This window comes from Limosilactobacillus gastricus PS3, from assembly GCF_000247775.1.
Lineage (GTDB): Bacteria > Bacillota > Bacilli > Lactobacillales > Lactobacillaceae > Limosilactobacillus > Limosilactobacillus gastricus_A.
Genome location: NZ_AICN01000032.1, coordinates 1 through 18,699, shown reverse-complemented (window position 1 = coordinate 18,699; position 18,699 = coordinate 1). Strand labels below are relative to the sequence as shown.

The 18,699-nt window shown below is 39.5% G+C and carries 16 protein-coding genes and 2 pseudogenes; 12 read left to right on the top strand and 6 right to left on the bottom strand.

Going from position 1 to position 18,699, the window contains the following annotated elements:
• The first annotated feature begins 146 nt into the window (after positions 1 to 146).
• A pseudogene (locus PS3_RS04165) lies at positions 147 to 1,510 on the top strand (DHA2 family efflux MFS transporter permease subunit).
• Here PS3_RS04165 and PS3_RS04160 read toward each other — a convergent pair.
• Positions 1,511 to 2,380, bottom strand: a complete 870-nt coding sequence (locus PS3_RS04160) for a LysR family transcriptional regulator (protein ID WP_007122150.1) — start codon at positions 2,378 to 2,380, stop codon at positions 1,511 to 1,513.
• Positions 2,381 to 2,489: 109 nt separating this feature from the next.
• Here PS3_RS04160 and PS3_RS04155 point away from each other — a divergent pair, with 109 nt between their 5' ends.
• The 10 genes and pseudogenes from PS3_RS04155 (at position 2,490) to PS3_RS04110 (ending at position 10,611) form a co-directional block, all read left to right on the top strand.
• Entirely contained in the window at positions 2,490 to 3,347 is an 858-nt protein-coding gene (locus PS3_RS04155; protein WP_007122149.1) for an aldo/keto reductase, read from the top strand.
• Positions 3,348 to 3,573: 226 nt separating this feature from the next.
• Entirely contained in the window at positions 3,574 to 4,305 is a 732-nt protein-coding gene (locus PS3_RS04150) for a hypothetical protein (protein WP_040468095.1), read from the top strand.
• Positions 4,306 to 4,453: 148 nt separating this feature from the next.
• Positions 4,454 to 5,035, top strand: a complete 582-nt coding sequence (locus PS3_RS04145; protein ID WP_040468094.1) for a hypothetical protein — start codon at positions 4,454 to 4,456, stop codon at positions 5,033 to 5,035.
• Positions 5,036 to 5,131: 96 nt separating this feature from the next.
• Complete coding sequence (locus PS3_RS10750) at positions 5,132 to 5,776, top strand: Mbeg1-like protein (RefSeq protein ID WP_040468093.1); 645 nt, start codon at positions 5,132 to 5,134, stop codon at positions 5,774 to 5,776.
• 13 nt (positions 5,777 to 5,789) lie between these two features.
• Positions 5,790 to 6,188: pseudogene (locus PS3_RS10745) on the top strand (Mbeg1-like protein); the annotation flags it as partial.
• Positions 6,189 to 6,248: 60 nt separating this feature from the next.
• A complete protein-coding gene (locus tag PS3_RS04130; RefSeq protein ID WP_040468091.1) occupies positions 6,249 to 6,932 on the top strand; it encodes a response regulator transcription factor in 684 nt (227 codons plus the stop codon).
• Positions 6,919 to 7,929, top strand: coding sequence for a HAMP domain-containing sensor histidine kinase (locus PS3_RS04125; RefSeq protein WP_007122147.1), 1,011 nt, complete (start codon positions 6,919 to 6,921; stop codon positions 7,927 to 7,929). Before PS3_RS04130 ends, PS3_RS04125 begins: the two co-directional genes overlap by 14 nt.
• Positions 7,930 to 8,066: 137 nt before the next feature.
• Entirely contained in the window at positions 8,067 to 8,969 is a 903-nt protein-coding gene (locus PS3_RS04120; RefSeq protein WP_007122146.1) for an ABC transporter ATP-binding protein, read from the top strand.
• A 1-nt stretch (position 8,970) separates the two neighbouring features.
• On the top strand, positions 8,971 to 9,843 hold the full coding sequence (locus PS3_RS04115) for an ABC transporter ATP-binding protein (protein ID WP_007122145.1): 873 nt from the start codon (positions 8,971 to 8,973) through the stop codon (positions 9,841 to 9,843).
• 51 nt (positions 9,844 to 9,894) lie between these two features.
• Positions 9,895 to 10,611 carry a hypothetical protein gene (locus PS3_RS04110; protein WP_235719984.1) on the top strand — a complete coding sequence of 239 codons (717 nt, stop codon included), beginning with the start codon at positions 9,895 to 9,897 and terminating at the stop codon, positions 10,609 to 10,611.
• A gap of 100 nt (positions 10,612 to 10,711) precedes the next feature.
• Here the strand turns inward: PS3_RS04110 and PS3_RS04105 are convergent, their stop codons facing one another.
• The 3 genes from PS3_RS04105 to PS3_RS04095 all read right to left on the bottom strand — a co-directional run bounded on the left by PS3_RS04105 (position 10,712) and on the right by PS3_RS04095 (position 14,913).
• A complete protein-coding gene (locus PS3_RS04105) occupies positions 10,712 to 12,085 on the bottom strand; it encodes an SLC45 family MFS transporter (RefSeq protein ID WP_007122143.1) in 1,374 nt (457 codons plus the stop codon).
• 15 nt (positions 12,086 to 12,100) lie between these two features.
• Positions 12,101 to 13,789 carry a glycoside hydrolase family 13 protein gene (locus PS3_RS04100; RefSeq protein ID WP_007122142.1) on the bottom strand — a complete coding sequence of 563 codons (1,689 nt, stop codon included), beginning with the start codon at positions 13,787 to 13,789 and terminating at the stop codon, positions 12,101 to 12,103.
• 134 nt (positions 13,790 to 13,923) lie between these two features.
• Positions 13,924 to 14,913 (bottom strand): LacI family DNA-binding transcriptional regulator, encoded by a 990-nt coding sequence (locus PS3_RS04095; protein WP_007122141.1) that lies wholly within the window; start codon positions 14,911 to 14,913, stop codon positions 13,924 to 13,926.
• A 149-nt stretch (positions 14,914 to 15,062) separates the two neighbouring features.
• Between PS3_RS04095 and PS3_RS04090 the strand changes: the two genes are divergently transcribed.
• A complete protein-coding gene (locus PS3_RS04090; protein ID WP_040468089.1) occupies positions 15,063 to 17,369 on the top strand; it encodes a glycoside hydrolase family 31 protein in 2,307 nt (768 codons plus the stop codon).
• Positions 17,370 to 17,421: 52 nt separating this feature from the next.
• Here the strand turns inward: PS3_RS04090 and PS3_RS04085 are convergent, their stop codons facing one another.
• The gene (locus PS3_RS04085) at positions 17,422 to 18,381 is read right to left on the bottom strand and encodes an L-lactate dehydrogenase (protein WP_007122140.1); all 960 of its coding nucleotides are present in this window, start codon (positions 18,379 to 18,381) and stop codon (positions 17,422 to 17,424) included.
• 55 nt (positions 18,382 to 18,436) lie between these two features.
• The gene (locus PS3_RS04080; protein ID WP_040468088.1) at positions 18,437 to 18,616 is read right to left on the bottom strand and encodes a hypothetical protein; all 180 of its coding nucleotides are present in this window, start codon (positions 18,614 to 18,616) and stop codon (positions 18,437 to 18,439) included.
• Positions 18,617 to 18,699 lie beyond the last annotated feature (83 nt).

The window sequence follows — 18,699 nt, the reverse complement described above, 5'->3', positions numbered from 1 at the left end:
ATCAGTACTTGTTGACAAAGAGCCACATTTCTTCCCACCCTCATTGACTATAGAACATTCTGATTCAACACTTTTGCGAAATCTTGTTGTTAAGTTCTCCGACCAATATTTTTAAAATATAGGTATTAAATCAAAAGGAGAACCTTATGAATAAACGAACAGCAAGCTGGATCTTTATCATTTTAATGTTAGCATCAGTGATTGCATCTTTAGCGCAAACCGCCCTCAATACTGCTTTACCAGCTATCATGAGTAACTTGAAAGTTGATTCCGCAACTGGTCAATGGCTGACGAGTGGTTATACCCTAGTGATGGGGATCATGGTGCCGGCAACGGCTTATTTTATGAAGCGGTTTTCGACGCGACAATTATTTATCGGTGCACTCAGTCTATTTACAATCGGCTCATTAGTGGCCTGGTTAGGATTAAACTTTGAACTTCTGCTTGTTGGCCGAATCTTAGAAGCCATGGGACGGGGATTTTCTTACCCTTAACGCAAATCGCCATCATGACGATCTTTCCGGTGGATCGCCAAGGAGTTATGATGGGAATTTATGGTTTGGCGGCCACCGCAGCGCCAGTCATTGCGCCGACTTTATCGGGAATTTTGATTGATGCTTTTGGTTGGCGCAGCATTTTTGCTATTATCACCGTTTTGAGTGTCATCGTTCTAGTAGTTGGGATCTTTTGTCTGCGTAATTTTGGTGAAAGTCAGGCTACTCATTTTGATACGATTTCGTTCTTGTTAAGTGCAATTGGTTTTAGTGGCTTACTCGTTGGCTTAGGCAACTTTGGTGCTACCGATAGGCTTTGGGTATGGTTGCCAATCATTCTGGGAATTGGCAGTTTGCTAGCCTTTACTTATCGGCAAATTAAAGAAGCTCAACCATTTTTAGATTTAGGGGTCTTTCGATCTCGGCGATTTACTTGGGCGGTGATCATTTCTATGCTTTTATATGCGGCTATGATGGCTGGCTCAACTATTTATCCGATCTATGTGCAAAATGTTTTACACCAATCAGCTGTTGTTTCGGGTTTAGTGATGCTTCCTGGATCGCTTTTAATGGCAATCTTGAATCCCATTACCGGTAAATTTTATGATCGATATGGGATTAAGTGGTTATTAATTATGGGAAGCTGTGCAGTATTGATGTCAGCCTTAGGGTCTGCTTATCTCAATGTTTCTTCTAGTCTGTGGTTAATTTCCATTCTATTTGCAATTCGGTTAGTTGGGGTTGCTTGTATCATGATGCCAGTGGTGACCTGGGCGATGCAAGGAAACAGTGATGAAGAGAAGGCTAGTCAAACCGCGGTATTAACATCATTGCGGACCATTAGTGGTGCTTTTGGAGTAGCGATTTTCACTGCGATCCTAACCTTTGTGACCAAGCAAAATGGTTTACAACAAATTGCCTCTGTTAAAGGAATCGATATTGCTTTTATGGGGATGGCGATCCTAGCTTTACTTCAACTCCTAATTAGTATCGTCGCTATAAAAAGAAGTAACTAATTATTTTTTAGTAGGCCAGAGTGCTTTCATTAATTCAATAATGGGTTTAACGCGGTCTGCCTGCTCATTAACATAGGCTGCAAAGAATTTCATTCGAGCGCGATCATCATCAATTAAAACACTCTTGCGATTATCGGTATTCCGATTGGAAGTCAGTTGAGTGATATTGGAATTAAAGGCCGGGAAGTCACTAAAGGACGTCAATTGTTGAATAGCTTCTTCGGAATTTTGTACTAGCGGATGAAGATTGGGAATCGCGTTCTGGATAATGTCATGCCAGATCCCAATATCGTCAGATAGGATAAAACTCATATCCGCCAGATCATCAAAGGTCACCTTTGGATAGCTAGCTAAAGCATGAAAAGTGCTAATTGAAAGATATAATTGTTCGACACCAATCGGCTCTTCAATAATGTGATCACTATCCAGTGGATCAGTAATAAAAGCTAACTGACTTTCAGCAGATAATAAACTTTCTTTGACGTCAGTGACTGACATGACAGGTTTTAAGACAATGTTTGTTAATTCGTCATTTTGAGTTTGTAAATAATTTAATAATAATAATGGCCCTGGGGCAATCGAGGCAATGGTGATGGCATTTTGTTGACGAGCATAGTTTTGGGTAATGGTAACAAAGTCTTGGTTAGCGGCTAAAGCTTTGCGGGCCAGCTTTGCCGCTAATTCCCCTGTGGAATTTAATTTTAAGCGGTTAACGGTCCGATCAAAGAGGGATACACCTAATTCATCTTCCAATTTTTGCATTCCGCGGGTTACGCTAGGTTGGGTAATTAGGAGCTTTTCCGCGGTTGCGGAGAGAGTTCCGGTTTCTTGAAAGGTAACCAGTTCTTCCAGAAGTTGATAATCAATCATGGTTAACTCCTTAGTATACGTTTTAGTTATAATAACATGCATAAAGAGTAATTTAAAAGCTATTAATATCTAACTAAACTATAGAAAAGAAATGTAAAGGAGTTTTATCATGCAAACAGTTAAATTAAGTAATGGATTGGAAATGCCACAATTAGGATTTGGCGTTTTTCAAATTGAACCAGATAAAACCAAGGATGTAGTTTTAGAGGCGATTAAAGTTGGTTACCGTTCTTTTGATACGGCCACAGCCTATCAAAATGAAGCACAATTAGGGCAGGCAATTCAAGCCAGTGGTATAGATCGGGCTGAATTTTTCATTACTTCTAAATTATGGGTTTCTGACGCAAACTATGAGCGCGCAAAAGCAGGGATTCAGGCCTCTTTAGAACGTTTAGGAACGGATTATATTGACTTATATCTCTTACACCAACCATTTGGTGACGTTTACGGAGCTTGGCGAGCTTTAACCGAAGCTTATGAAGCTGGTCAATTAAAAGCCATTGGGGTCGCTAACTTTGAACCTGATCATTTAAAAAATCTTGAATTAATGAGTAAGGTTAAACCCATGGTAAATCAAATTGAGATTAACCCTTTCTATACGGAAGAATGCGAAGTGAAGTTTAATCAAGCGGAAGGGGTTCAAGTGATGAGCTGGGCACCATTTGCGGAAGGACACAACGGAATATTTACTAATGAAACACTGCAAGCGATTGCGGATGCTCATCATAAAACAGTTGGTCAAGTTATCTTACGCTGGGAATTACAACAGGGGATCATTTTAATTCCTAAGTCGGTACATCAAGAACGGATGCAAGAAAATTTTGCAATTTTTGATTTTGAACTATCGGACGAAGAAATGAAGCAAGTGGCTTCATTAAATACCGGTAAGAGTCAGTTCTTTAGTCATTGGGATCCAGTGGCCATTGAACAAATTTTTGGATCAAGTTTAGCTCAGTTGAAGGAATAAGTAAGATAAAAAGCTGAAAAAAGAGCAATGTGAGTGGGAAGAAATGTCAATTAGTGTTTCTTTCCACTCTCCTTTTGTAACTAAAATTTAACAATATTTTGATATTTTACTTAGATAAGAAAAAAATAAGAATTAATTGGGGTGAATTTCTTTACCTAGGCCGTAAAAGTGCGTAAAATTAATAGCGTTAATATAAATGTAAAGATATCTAGAGAGGGAAGATAGGATGACAACCAAATGGAATCGGTCTAAACAATTTCATATTCCAAAGTCATTGGCGGTGCCATTCTTATTATTCAGTTTCGGATTAGGGCTGACGGCTTATAGTGGTCGTCAAACCGCTTGGGCTGATTGTTCAGGGGAGAATAATCAAGAAACGAAGGTTTCGGATTGTCAGCAGTGTACGATTAGTGGATCAGTCCAATTATCTGAAGATACTAATGACAAACTAGCTAGCGCTAGTTCAAGCGCAAATAGTGCTTCCGTGGTCACCGAAAGTCAACCGACTTCTAAGGCACAAAGTGTTACCAGTCAATCTGAATCGGGATCAGCGATTGTCTCAATGAAGGTTAGTGGAGTTAATTTGGTGCCAAAGGCCACTTCAACATCAGTAAATTCAACCAGTCAATCATCTACTGTAAGCAGTAAGATAGCATCTGCAACAGATTCAAGTAATAGTCAGACCACATTAATGCCACTAGCTGTATCGAGTTCGAGTGATCTTGATGATAGCGAAGATTCATCAGAGACTACTACTTCCAATGACTCCGCAAGTACCTTCAATGAAGATGGTGATGAAACCAGCGCTTCCTTACGATCAATCGAACCAGTCAAGGAATCTGATCAAGGGCACCATGAAGAACATCTAAATTTTACCGACCGAGTGGAACATTTAATTCGGCATGTTGTTAAATGGATTAAAAATGTTATTAAATGGGTTGGTCAAATTTTTAAATAGTTGACTGGTGAATATAAATTTAACAATATATGAATAAATATTTGCAAAATTTAAAAGACGACTGGAATTAACGTCATTTCTCTGTTACGATTATGTTATAGAAAGATATACTTTGGTATATATCTGGCATAATTAAAGGAGTGATGAGATGCAATTATTTGGAACCGTATTAGGGATTGGTCTGGTCGGTTACATTTTATTAGTTGCGCAACAAGTTCGCCGGATTCGGAAAACCGGTAATACGACCGTTGGAAAAGGTCGGGTTATCATTAACTGGCTATTATTGGGAATGATCGTTTTAGGTTTGGGTGGTATGGCAGTGACCCCGTTTGTGGGGACTAATTCACATTCCACCGCTACTAGTCATTCTAAGCAAGCGGCAGTAAAATCTAGTCATGCTAGTTCTTCTGCAAAGAGTAAGCATCGTTCTGAGAAAAAGAAGAGTTCATCTTCAACTAGTTCCAGTTCGGCAAGTTCCAGTTCGATTAATGATGGTCAAACGTCAGGCACGATTACAAACACTGCTTCTACGGCTGGGACAACTCAGACTAGTCGAGCCACAACGACGACTAACAACACGAATACGAATAATACCAATACAACGAACACTAATACAACCACCAACACGACGACAACGGTTATTCCGGGGGCGACGCATTCGTCTACTTATACCTACACAACTTCAACAACGCGGACGATTACGGTTACGCCAACAACTACTAATCCATAAGTTAATCGCATCCAGACAAATCAACCACCTTTAACTAATCAGGTTAAGGGTGGTTTTGTTATAATAGGCATAATTTACTAAATGGAGAGTTTTGATATGGTGGTAATGCAAGATTACATAGAACAGGCTGAAAAATCATTTATGCAAGCGCCACTAAATGAAGTGGATGCAATGGTTTTTGCTCAGTTGGCATATTATGATTTCGATCAACTGGATAAGCCAACCACCTTTAGTCAATTTACTGATCCCCAGCTTCAGGAATTGTTGACCAGTAAAAGCCACCAAGGAACCCAATTATTACAAGCTGTAGCCAATAGTCGTCGTTTTAATCCCATCAAGTGGTGTAATCCGAAGATTATTATGGATCGCGCCCAAGAAATCCAGTTTGGGGCGGTTATTTTTCAGTTACCCACTGGAAGGGCCGTGATTGCCTATCGCGGGACGCCGGCGATAACCATTGGGTGGAAAGAAGATCTTAACATGACCTATCGCCAAGTGGTGCCAGCGCAAAGGTTAGCACAAACCTATTTTAAAGCTTGGATGCGAAAACACTATTGGCAGTCGGTGTATTTGGTGGGACATTCGAAGGGCGGTAATTTGGCGACTTATGTGACCCTAAATGCTAGTACCAGTCAGCAAAAGAAGATAGTGGCGACCTATAACTTCGATGGCCCGGGTTTCTTAAATCAAGAAGAACGTTATCAAAGTAAGTTAACAGCCTTGCAAACTAAAATACCATAAATATGTTCCGCAACAGGCCTTAATCGGTCTCTTATTAGATGATCGATTTGACTATCAAGTGGTTGCTAGTAAAGGAATTGGTCCTGCTCAACATTTTGTAACCAAGTGGGAGATTCAAGACGATCATTTAGTGAAAGTTGATGACTTACAGACGGTTTCACGTTGGTCCAAAGATGTGATTGATGATTGGTTAAATCAATTAAGTAGTGAGGAATTACAGGCTTTCTTAAGTTACGGCTATCAAGTCGCTAATCAAGCAAATTTAACTTATTTTAGAGAATTGTATGCTTTGGATAAAATTCTTTCAGTAGCAAAAAGCACCCGAGAACTCTCCCCGAGTGCCTTTGATATGGCGAAAAATATTCTACGAAAATTGTTACAGAGTATGATCAATCAACGATTTAAAAAATAAGAGCTAATCAATTTGATGAAATTAAACTTTGTTTTCGAAAGAAAGGGAAAGGGGATCGTTATGGCAAAAATATTACTTGCCGAAGATGATAGGGATATATGCTTGTTGCTAAAGAGTAAACTAGCAGGATTGTATGATATAAGCACTGTCAGTAACGGTCAACAAGCTCTAGCATATATTGAAGAGAATTCAGTTGATATGCTAATTAGTGATGTCATGATGCCGATTATGGATGGCTTTACCTTGGTTAAGACACTGAGACAAGATGGGTATGATTTTCCGATTATCATGTTAACAGCTAAGGAAACTATTCGGGATAAAACGATTGGCTTTACTAGTGGGGTTGATGATTATATTACTAAACCCGTCAATTTGGATGAATTAGTGTTGCGGATTGCAGCGCTGATGAGGCGGGCAAAAATCCAAAGTTCCCGGGTGATTAAAATCGGTGAGACGAGTATCAACGAAGCAACCTTGTTAGTCCAAAAGGAAAAGATTACCGTGGAGTTAGCCAATAAAGAATTTGCCCTGTTATTTAAGTTGTTGTCTTATCCCAATCAGGTTTTTACTACTAGTCAGCTTTTTGATGAGATTTGGGGATTGGACTCTGATAGTAATGAAGATACGGTCAAAACTCATATTAGTCGACTGAGGAAAAAGTTATCTGATTTTAAGGATGACTTTGAAATCCAAACGGTCAGGGGCTTAGGATATCGGGGGATCCTACATCATGAAAAGAAATAAACCTTTCACTAGATGGACAATTGTTGGAGTAGTGATAACTAGTGTGCTCATGATCATGGGGATGCAGTTAGCAATGGTTTTGTTAACGAGCGAAATTCCAACATGGACGAACCGTCAGTTACTTGCCCTGATGATGATTGTGCCGGTCTTTATAATTTTGTGGATCTTTTTAACTTTTATCTTTACAAAATTAACCAGAATTATACGGCAACTTTCAAGGCAGATGAATAGAGTTGCCTCCGGAGATTTTTCAGTTCGCTTGGATTTAAAGCAGTCGGGTCCCCTTAGAGAAACCTATCGTGATTTTAATAAGATGGCGCAAGAATTAGAAGGCGTCAGTAAGTTACGTGATGATTTTATTAGTGAATTTTCGCATGAGTTTCGGACCCCAATTACTTCCATCAATGGTTTTGCTGAAATGTTGAAGGATGAAAATCTCAATGAGGAGGAAAAAAGGTTATATGTGGATGTTATCGTAGCGGAATCGAATCGGTTAACTAATCTTTCGAAAAATATATTACTATTAACTTCTCTTGAGAAACAAACGATTGTTACTGATGTTCAAATCTATTCCTTGGATGAACAGTTGCGGCAGTCAGTGATCGCCTTTTTACCCCAAATAGAAGCAAAAAAGATTGAACTTGAAGTGGACTTGGTTAAGACCAAGTTGACTAGCAATCAGGATTTGATTCAGCATATTTGGACCAATCTTTTAAATAATTGCCTCAAGTTTACTCCAGAAAACGGAAAGATCACGGTGAAAAATCAGGTCTTAACAGGGAAAAACAGAGTTGTGATTACGAACTCTGGTCCTAATCTGAGTCAGGAAGATCAGGAGAAATTATTTAATAAATTTTACCATGCAAAAGATAGTTCTGATGGTCTAGGACTGGGTCTTGCCATTGTCAAACGAGTTTTAGATCTGGTGGGAGGAAAGATTACGGTGAATAACCTTCCTAAAACAGGAGTTGAATTTATAGTAGAATTAAATACCTAAAAGCAGCTTGGAAAAAGCATTAAGGCTGAAAAGGAACGTAAATTGGTTCCTTTTCAGCCTTTTTTTAAAAGTTTACGTTGAGTTTACCTAGTCCTCATATACTAAGGCCATCGCTTAAGAGATAGGAGGAAATATAGATGGCAGTGCTTAAAGTAGAACATCTAACCAAGGATTTTGGTCACGGGCGAGGTATCTTTGATGTTAATTTTGAAATTAATAAAGGCGAGGTATTAGGATTCTTAGGACCTAATGGAGCCGGGAAATCGACAACGATCCGCCATCTCATGGGTTTTACTAAACCGGGGCAAGGCAAAGTCGAGATTAATGGCTTTGATTGTACTAATAAACCTCAAGAGGTTATGAAATATGTGGGATATTTACCTGGTGAGGTGGCTTTACCAGATGATATGACGGGAGCCCAGTTTATTAAAATGATGAAAGCAATGCGTCATATAAAAGACGATCGCTACTTGAATCATTTGATTGAATTGTTTGATCTTGATTACCGAGGATCAATGAAAAAAATGAGTCTAGGTGAAAAACGAAAATTAGCAGTGGTGGTTGCCTTTATGGCTGACCCAGCAATTCTCATATTAGATGAACCCACTTCGGGCCTAGATCCAGTAATGCAGGAAAAATTTATTGAATTTATGGTGGAAGAAAAAAGACGGGGTAAAACCATTTTACTTTCCAGTCATATCTTTTCAGAAGTTGAGGCCACTTGCGATCGTATAAATATTATTAAAGAAGGCAGCATTGTTGCCGAAGTTGACTCTGCAGATTTGAAAAATGAAAAACAAAAAAATTTCCAATTAGGCTTTACTAATCCAAGTAATTTAGCTCAAGCAATGAGCGTTTTTGATAATAAAAAGATTGTTCAGCCGTTAGTTTTGGAGGTAACTGTAGCAAAGGAAAGGATTAGTGATTTTTTCAAACAGTTAGCAGATTTAAAGGTTGTCGCTATCAATGAAAGACGGTTTAACTTAGAAAAGTATTTCTTAGACTTTTACCGGTCAGATAAGGTATTCGAGGAGATCTAAAATGGCAAAAAATATGATTGTAATTGATAATTTAACCAAGGATTACGGAAGTGGTCGCGGTGTTTTTAATATGGACCTCCAAATTAAACAAGGCGAGGTTTTTGGACTCGTTGGCGTCAATGGGGCGGGGAAAACGACGACTTTTCGGATGTTAATGGGTTTTATTAAGGCAAATAACGGCAATGCCCAAATTGACGGTTTAGATATTTGGAAAAATGCATCTACCATCAAAAATTATGTGGGCTATGTACCAGGCGAAATCGCCTTTCCTGATACTAGGTCCGGGCAGACCTTTTTAAAGCTCCAGCTTGATTTATTACACCAGAAGGCACACGAAAATCAAAAGGTAAACGATCTAATTCAGAAGTTAAAAATAGACACAACGGCTGATATAAAGCGGATGAGTAAAGGAATGAAGCAAAAAGTGGCCTTGGTCTGTGCCTTTATGACAGATGCAAAGGTTTTACTCTTAGATGAACCAACGACGGGACTGGATCCGGTGATGCGGGATGTTTTTATTGATTTAGTTAAAGATGCTAAATCCCAGCAAAAGACAATTTTGATGTCGAGCCACATGTTCAATGAGTTGGAACCAACTTGTGATCGGATTGCTTTTTTGAAAAAGGGAAAAATTTTTGATTTGCTTGATCAAAAAAAGATGGACAATCTGCGATTGCATCAAGAATTTAAGATAGAGCTTGAAGACGAAAAAAGTTATCAACGTCTTTTAAAATCCAATTTCAAAGTTAGTGGCTATGATACCAATAAAAAAATTGTAAAACTCACCATTCATGAAAAAGAAGATCGGAACTTAATCCAAGAACTAGGGATGGTTAATGTTAAAGAAGTTTCCATTAAAGATGGGATTAGATGATTATTTTGCAGAAGAACTTGTCACAGCTTAAATTAGAGGGAGAGAAATATTATGAGCATTCCATTATTAAAGCAATCAATTAAGGCAAATTTTGCCACTTGGGCCATTGTTACACTAATTTTAAATATTTTGCTAGGGCAACTTTTATCCATGGATATGGCCGCCTTAGTCAACCAAATGTATTACAATATGTTAATGCCGTCAGTTATTTCGATCTATATTATTATTACGGGTAACAAACTTTTGGCAAATCAAGTTGACCGAGGATCGATGGCTTATATCTTATCAGCACCGATTAGAAGGACCACCGTTGTGACAACTCAAGCTATTTACTTTATTGGATCATTAGCAGCTACATTCTTGACGACCACAGGAACTTTTATGATGGTTAATAATATGGCTGATACCGGATTTGCTAATGATGTTATTGTATATTTAAACTTGGGTGCCTTTATGGTTTCTTTAGCTTTAGCCGGGATTATGTTTGCCGCTTCTGGTATTTTTAATTTATCTAAAAATGTGATGGGAACGGGTGGCCTACTGGTACTTGCCTTTCTAATCATTGCTATTGTAGGATCTTTTGCTGATTTTGGGGTACCAGATTTGAAACCAATGCAACATTTTACAATTTTATCTTTATTTGATATCAAGAATATCTTAGCTGGGGGTAGCGATTGGATTCCTAAAATGGCGGTTCTTGGTGGAATTGGTTTAGGGACAATCACGTTAGGTGGCCTATCCTTCGTGAAAAAAGACTTGCCTCTATAAGATGATATAAAAAATTCATATAAGTAAAGGGATAAGCTGAAAATCCGATTGGAAATTTAGCTTATCCCTTTTTGTGACAACACAAGCTACTAGCTAAAGATTAAATTGCGGCTTTTTTGACAACGCCCTCATGAATCATTGGGACAAAACAGGCCCCGATTAAGAGGGCAATTCCAGCAATTAAAATCATCATCGGTTGTTGATGACCCACAAGGGGGAAAATGAAGAAGGAACAAAGTGAAGCTAGAATTTGCGGGACACAAATTCCCACATTAAATAGACCAAGGTAGGCCCCTTCATTTTCGCCACTAATAGATGACGTTAAGAGAGTAAAGGGCGCGGTATTGATACTCAAATTCCCGATTCCAAACATAATCATAGCGATAATTGTGGCTGTTTTGGTGGTCACAAAGGCTAAGGCCGCCATGCCGATTCCGCCAATAATTAAGCCAAAAGTATACCAACCCTTTCGTGAACCAGGCTTAGTCTTAGCAATGAAAAGTCCCCAAATAATTGCCGCAATACTTGAAATAGCTGTTAAGACCCCATACCAGTTCCCGGCAGCCTGATATCCAGCGGAAGTAACGTTAGTTGTGTGCCAAACATTCTTGGCTAAAGTTCCGGTCGTATAGGTCCAGCCATACATAATCGCAAACCAGGAGAACAATTGAACCAGATTGATTTCCCAAAATGAGCGAGGGGCTTGTCGAATTAGTTTCCATAGACTGACCTTTTGTTGGACAATCTGGGGATCGATCTGATGATATTTTGCATAGGTGGCCGGATCGTATTCTTTGACATTAAAAACCGTCCAAAGACCAGTTACCAGCAAAACCACTGCGGCACAGATATAGGCCCAAATAACCGTATTCGGGACAACCCCTTTTTTAGCGGTGTTTGACATCCCAAAGGCGGTAAAGATAAATGGTAAGAGGGTTGCTAAAATGGCTCCCGTGTTGGAAAAAATTTGTTGCCAGGACCAAGCAAAATTCTTTTGTTTATTGTTCACCATATCCCCAACAATCATTCGTGATGGTTGCATACAAATATTGGAGAATAAGTCCATGAAACAAACGGCGACACAAGCGTAGATCATGGCGGTTAAGGAACCATAACCAAAGCCAAAGGACCCAGAAAAGGGGAGCATTAATAGGACTAAGGCGGCAATGGGAGTTCCAAACAGTAGGTAGATCATCCGCCGACCAAAGCGATGGTGCCAAGTATGATCAGACATCTTTCCTAAAATGGGTTGAACGATCATTCCCATAAGTGGTGGAAAGATAAAGAAAAAACCGAGATTATTCGGGTCAGTCCCGATCGTTTGACAAATTCGACTCATTTGCGAACTTTGGAGCGAAAAGGCCATATTAATGCCTAAAAAGGCAAAAGTGATGGCATATAAGGTCCGTTGTGGTAGGTCCGGTAATCCCGTATCGAGTGCTTGGCGGGGTGACGTAGTTTTCTTTGTATCCATAGAGATCACTTCCCATCAATAAATTTGTTGATACACTTTAGCTTCATAAGGTCGTAAGGTAATTAATTGATCATCATCATAGTTACTGATTAAACGAGTGGCTGCTTTCGGAATCGAGAAGTCTCGTTGTAAAGTTTGCTTGGTAAAATTAGCAATTATCCATAATCTTTGCTGGCCATCATCGCGAGTGTAGGCATAAACATCGGGATCCTCAAGGTTTCCAGCGACTAGAGCATACTGACCATTAGTGATTACCGGTAACTCATGCCGTAATTTGATCAAGCGTTGGTAATAGTAGAAAATGGAATTCGGATCAGCTAAGGCTTGTTGAACATTTAATTGTGAGTGATTAGGGTTAACTGGTAACCAAGGTTGTCCAGTGGTAAAGCCTGCATGAGTTGTATCATCCCATTGCATTGGCGTTCGCGCATTATCGCGCGAGTGGAAAGCTAAATATTTTAGCATCGTTTCTCCGTCTAGTAAGTGAGCTTGATCAACTAATTGATGATAAGCGTTGATAGATTCCAAATCGTTATAATCGCTTAAATCATGGAAAGGATAATTGGTCATGCCGATTTCTTCACCTTCATAAATGTAAGGAGTTCCTTGTTGAAAGTGGAGAATAGTGGCAAGCATTTTAGCTGATTTTTCCCGGTAAGTTTCCGTTGAGTCGTCTCCAAAGCGTGATACTGCCCGAGGTTGATCATGATTATTCCAATATAAAGAATTCCAAGCTTGCCCAGCGAGTTCAGTTTGCCATTTCGATAGATTTTCCCTTAACAAGGATAATTTGACTTTTTGATCATACCATTTTCCTAATTGGGGATTGGGATTGCCGTCTAAACTCATATGTTCAAATTGAAAGACCATATTAAGCTCACGATCATTTAAATTTGCGTATTTTCGCGCTTCTTTGGTCGTAACGCCCGGAGTTTCACCAACGGTAACCATTTGATGGTGATCCATCACGGCTTGATGCATTTCTTGTAAAAATTCGTGAACCCGCGGTCCGTTAGCTACCATCGTCTCTGGATTACCATATTGGCTATTATCGCTCTTAGGGGCATCGGGTAAGCCGGCTGGTTTTGAGATTAAACTGATGACATCCATTCGAAAACCATCAACTCCCAGTTCAGCCCACCAATTCATCATTTGATAAACTTCCTGCCGAACTAGGGGATTTTCCCAGTTTAAATCCGGTTGTTCAGGGGCAAATAGGTGTAGGTATGATTGTTTAGTTTGCGGATCATAATGCCAGGCCGAGCCGGAGAAATATGAGCCCCAATTGTTAGGGGCATGTTCAGGATCGGCATCGCGCCAAATATAAAAATCCCGGTAGCGATTGTTGGTTGAACGATTCGATTCAATAAACCAATGATGTTGGTCCGAAGTATGGTTAACAACCAAATCCATCACAATTTTGATTCCTTTTTGATGAGCCAGTTCGACTAACTTCTTAAAATCATCCATGGTGCCAAAAGCAGGGTCAATGGCGTGATAGTCACTGATATCATAGCCATTATCGACTTGCGGGGAAGCATAGATTGGGTTTAGCCAGATAATATCAACCCCTAATTTAGCGAGATAGTCCAAGCGTTGAATAATTCCCGGTAAGTCACCGATTCCATCACCATTACTGTCCTGAAAGCTTTTGGGGTAAATTTGATAGACAACGGAATTACTCCACCAATGTTGATTTTCCATAGTAAACCTCCAAATTAATTGTAAACGTTTACAAGATTCGATAACATTTTAGCATGGATTTGACTGAATGCAATGTATATTTGGAAGCGGTTACTTGCTTTGGAACAAAAAAAACTGCCTAAAGCAGGAGTTGGTTAGATTCTAATCGTACTTTGACGTTCAGTAATTTCAACTGGAATAAATTCAGCAGGTTGATCATTGAGAAGACCAATAACTGATTGTCGACCCATCTGATAAAAGTTTTGGGTAATGCTGGTAATGGTTGGTGTGGTAATCTCACAAAGATAAGTCCCATCGATACTGAGAATGGATAATTGTTGAGGTAAGGTTATCCCCGAAACATTGGCTTGTTGAATCATCCCAACCGCAATCATATCACTAGCAGTAATCACGGCTGTTAGCTGATCATTTAGCAGATCGGCAAAGGAATTTTGACCGGTGGGATAACTATAATTTCCGTAATGGATCCAGCTAGGTTCAATTGGTAGTTGATGCTTGATCATTTCTTGTTCAAAGCCAAATAATCGTTGTTGACCAGTATTGGATCGATCAATTCCTACCAGCCCGATTCGTTCGTGACCGAGTTCAATAAGGTAGCGGGTCGCTATTGTCGCTATTTCAACATTATTGGAACTAGTATAAGGTAAGTCTTTGTAAAGCCGTTTTTTTTCATCATAGATGGAAACCAAGCGGAAAGGGACTCCTGAAGCCTGGAGACGATCTTTGGCTTTTTGATCAATCATAGTTGAAATCATCAAAATACCCGCTAGCGGTCGTTCCAGTGCCACATCCAGGGCATTATGAAATTGCGGTAAATTTTTATCACCTGCATAGAGGATAAAAATTTGATATCCCATTTTCATTGCGGCATCGTAAATTCCCTTAATTACGTCAGTCCAAAAGTTTGTCAAAGTATTATTTAAAATCACTGCAATCCGATTACTGGATTTAGAAACTAATTCAGCAGCGGCTACATTTTTTACGTAACCAAGTTTCTTAGCGGCAGCCAAAACTTTTTGGGCGGCTTGTTGACTATAGGTGCCTTTTTTATCCGACAAAACTCGTGATACAGTGGCGGTGGATACACCTGCTAAATTGGCGACGTCTTTGATAGTAGCAGTCATGGTCTACGCTCCTTGATCTGTTTGAGCTTATTATAAAATCTTTTTGTCAAATGGTAAAATTTCTGATAATTTCCACTTCATTATTGTAAACGTTTACAATTAATGCTAGGATGACAGGGAAAAGTTTTGATAGAAAGGAACCAATCAACATGACAAATACATTAATGGGATATGATCAGAACGGACAAGTGATTAGTTTTCATTATGCGGATCACCATGATGACCAGCTTATGGTAATTACTTCAGCAATTATCCGGGTATTTTCCGATCGTGGTGATCAAGATTATTCGTATGCTGTTGAAGGTGATAAAAGTCAACCGACTCGTTTTTCAGTCGAATCACATGATACCCAAGTGAGCGTGATAACCAAAGATTTGATCATTGAGGTTTCTGATGATCATCATTTTGATGTTTTTAATGGAGAACATGAACCTTTGATTTTAGATTATCGTGGAGCTCGACAACCTTTAGAAAATGATATGGATGCTGAACATCTAGCTACGGTAGGGGCTGAAGGTCATGTTATTAACGAATTATTACCAACGAATGAACATTACTGGGAGGTAGTAAAACAACTTGATACCTCTACCAGTTTTTATGGCTTAGGTGATAAGACCGGATTTTTGAATAAGCGGGGTTATCAATTTGAAAATTGGAATAGTGATATTCCAGATGTTCATACGGAGGCGACCCCAGCCCTGTATAAATCGATTCCGATACTGTATGGAATCAGTGATGGACGGCCATTTGGGTTGTTTTTTGATAATCCGTTTCGGAGCAGTTTTGATTTGGGAAAAGAAAGCAATGAATATTACTATTACACTACGACTGGTGGAAATGTAAATTATTACATTTTAGGGGGAAAAGACCTGAAAGAAGTCGTGGCGAATTATACGTACTTGACCGGTAAGACGCCGCTCCCTCAAAAATGGACCTTAGGTTATCAGCAATCACGCTGGGGTTATAGCACTGGTGCCAAACGGGTCGAAGATATCGCTAAAAAGTTTGATGATTTAAAGTTGCCCCTTGATGTGATCCATTTGGATATTGATTATATGAGGGGATACCGTGATTTTACGTGGGATCAAGATAAATACCCTGATTTGTCAGGTTTTTTATCACGTATGCAAAAACGGCAGATTCGCTTAATGCCAATAATCGATGCCGGGGTCAAACAAGATCCAGATTATGACCTTTATCAGGTTGGGGAGGCTAAGCATTATTTTGTTACTAATAGGCATGGCGAAACTTATGTAAATCGGGTCTGGCCGGGGGACGCTGTTTTTCCTGATTTTGGGCAAACGGCGGTTCAAAAATGGTGGGCCCAAAATATTAAGTTTTTAACAGATCACAATGCATGTGGAGTTTGGAATGATATGAACGAGCCGGCTTCTTTTAATGGCCCGTTACCAAATGACCTCATCTTTACGGACCATGATCAACCAAGTACCCATGCGAAGATGCATAATGTCTATGGTCATAATATGTCAAAAGCAACCTATCAGGGACTGAAGGAACTGACCGGAAAGCGTCCCTTTGTGATTACCCGAGCCGCTTATGCAGGGACGCAAAAGTATTCAACGGTATGGACGGGTGACAACCAAAGTTTGTGGGCCCATTTACAAATGATGGTACCTCAATTAAGCAATTTGGGGCTAAGTGGTTTTGCTTTTTGTGGGACTGATGTGGGGGGCTTTCAAGCTGATACCACGGCTGAACTACTAATTCGTTGGCTAGAAGCCTCTTTATTTGTGCCACTTTTACGAAATCATGCCCAAATGGGGACTCGTTATCAAGAACCTTGGGTCTTTGGGCAACCAGTGCTTAATCTCTACCGAAAATATCTACAATTGCGCTATCGGCTAATACCATTCTTATATGATCAGTTAAGGGATAGTAGTCAGTCAGGATTACCGGTGGTTCGACCATTAGTTTTGAATTACCCTGATGATCCGCACGTTGCCAATTTGAACGATGAATACATGGTCGGCGATAATGTTCTGGTTGCTCCGGTCGTTACTCAGGGGAGTCAACAAAGAATCGTGTATCTCCCACGTGGCTATTGGCATGATTTCTGGTCAGGACAAGTTTATCAGGGGCAGACTAGTCAGATTATTGATGCGCCTCTCGATCATTTACCAATCTTTGTTCGAGACAATCAACTCTTACCATTAACCCAACCAGCTTTACGCGTTTCGCAATTGTCAGACCAAACGATTACTTTTAAACTTTTTGGTCAAAAAGGGCAATATCAGCATTATCAGGATAATGGAGAAGATTTTCAGTATCTGCAGGGTGCATACAATGAATACTTAGTAAAGGTAAATGATGATCATGAAATAACAGTAACTTTGAACCATCATGGATACACTCCCGTTTATCAAACGATTAAAGTTGAAACGGCGTGGGGAAGTTTCGAGTTCAAATATAATCGCGAATCAAATTGTTATCAATAATAAAAAGGCCAAGCAGACGATCAGGTCATGCTTGGTCTTTAGTTAATATATGCTAGTTTTCTGCTTCGAGTTGTTTCATCCCATTATCAGTAATTTCTTTAAGAACAGCTGCTGAATGAGCCATCGATTTAGCTTCTTCATCAAATAATGGTAATTCGAAGACTTCACAAATCCCAGTCCGGTTAATAACGGCCGTCGTACCAATGTAAATATCATTCAAGCCATATTCACCGTTCATTGGGGCACTAACGGGAAGGATTTCATCATCATCACGTAAGATTGCCCGCGTGATACGTGCCAAGGAAGTGGCAACCCCATAGTAAGTGGCACCCTTCCGGTTGATGATTTCGTATGCCTTATGACGAACTTCATCTTCAATCTTCTTCAATTGATCCATTGGCACATTGTTAAATTCAGCTAATGAAAGCAATGGCACTCCACCAATGGTAGCGTTATTGAATGAAGCAAATTCAGTATCACCATGTTCACCTAACATGTAAGCAATCACATTGCTTGGGTGGACATCAAAGACTTTGGAAAGAGCGACTTGAAGACGAGCTGAATCGAGTGAAGTTCCAGAACCGATTACACGCTTTTCTGGTAAACCAGAGAACTTTTGGGTAGCGTAAGTTAAAATATCAACTGGGTTGGCAGCCACTAAGAAAATCCCATCAAAACCAGATGCCATAACTTGGTCCACAATGTCCTTAGTGATTTTAAGGTTACGACTAACCAATTCAAGACGGGATTCGCCTGGCTTTTGAGCGGCACCGGCCGTTAAAACGACAATGTCAGCATCCTTACAAGTGTCGTATCCAGCAGCGTAGATCTTCTTGTTGTGAGTGTATGCCGTGGCATCTTCAAGGTCAAGTACATCCCCAACGGCTTTTTCGTGGGTGTGGTTAATAATTGCAAATTCTTCCGCGATCCCTTGTTGTACCATAGCGAAAGCGTAAGCCGAACCAACTGCTCCGTCTCCGACTAAGACAACCTTTTGGCGTGAAATTGACATAAGAAATTAATCCTCCAATAAATATGTGATTTGTTGTTCGAATTAATTATACCATTCACGAATGGAAATATGAAAGTGTTAAGAGACCGGCAATTAAAATTAGTCCGGGAATAAGTAAAACTTTCACAAAAGTTGCGATTAAAGCAATGATAATCAATAACCAAAGCAGCCGAAATGAGAATTTTAAGAGTTTCCAGAAAATCCAGAGAACTGCTAAAGCAATTAAAAAGGTCATTCAAATTCCTCCATTTATTTTGGTATAAATATTTTAGCATTTGAGATATGAATTATGGTTTAAGTTATTCTTAAATTCGTATA

Bases quoted from the DNA above. Each gene is read 5' to 3' on its own strand.
- PS3_RS04160 (WP_007122150.1), bottom strand. From the start codon at position 2,380: ATGATTGATTATCAACTTCTGGAAGAACTGGTTACCTTTCAAGAAACC.
- PS3_RS04155 (WP_007122149.1), top strand. From the start codon at position 2,490: ATGCAAACAGTTAAATTAAGTAATGGATTGGAAATGCCACAATTAGGA.
- PS3_RS04150 (WP_040468095.1), top strand. From the start codon at position 3,574: ATGACAACCAAATGGAATCGGTCTAAACAATTTCATATTCCAAAGTCA.
- PS3_RS04145 (WP_040468094.1), top strand. From the start codon at position 4,454: ATGCAATTATTTGGAACCGTATTAGGGATTGGTCTGGTCGGTTACATT.
- PS3_RS10750 (WP_040468093.1), top strand. From the start codon at position 5,132: ATGGTGGTAATGCAAGATTACATAGAACAGGCTGAAAAATCATTTATG.
- PS3_RS04130 (WP_040468091.1), top strand. From the start codon at position 6,249: ATGGCAAAAATATTACTTGCCGAAGATGATAGGGATATATGCTTGTTG.
- PS3_RS04125 (WP_007122147.1), top strand. From the start codon at position 6,919: ATGAAAAGAAATAAACCTTTCACTAGATGGACAATTGTTGGAGTAGTG.
- PS3_RS04120 (WP_007122146.1), top strand. From the start codon at position 8,067: ATGGCAGTGCTTAAAGTAGAACATCTAACCAAGGATTTTGGTCACGGG.
- PS3_RS04115 (WP_007122145.1), top strand. From the start codon at position 8,971: ATGGCAAAAAATATGATTGTAATTGATAATTTAACCAAGGATTACGGA.
- PS3_RS04110 (WP_235719984.1), top strand. From the start codon at position 9,895: ATGAGCATTCCATTATTAAAGCAATCAATTAAGGCAAATTTTGCCACT.
- PS3_RS04105 (WP_007122143.1), bottom strand. From the start codon at position 12,085: ATGGATACAAAGAAAACTACGTCACCCCGCCAAGCACTCGATACGGGA.
- PS3_RS04100 (WP_007122142.1), bottom strand. From the start codon at position 13,789: ATGGAAAATCAACATTGGTGGAGTAATTCCGTTGTCTATCAAATTTAC.
- PS3_RS04095 (WP_007122141.1), bottom strand. From the start codon at position 14,913: ATGACTGCTACTATCAAAGACGTCGCCAATTTAGCAGGTGTATCCACC.
- PS3_RS04090 (WP_040468089.1), top strand. From the start codon at position 15,063: ATGACAAATACATTAATGGGATATGATCAGAACGGACAAGTGATTAGT.
- PS3_RS04085 (WP_007122140.1), bottom strand. From the start codon at position 18,381: ATGTCAATTTCACGCCAAAAGGTTGTCTTAGTCGGAGACGGAGCAGTT.
- PS3_RS04080 (WP_040468088.1), bottom strand. From the start codon at position 18,616: ATGACCTTTTTAATTGCTTTAGCAGTTCTCTGGATTTTCTGGAAACTC.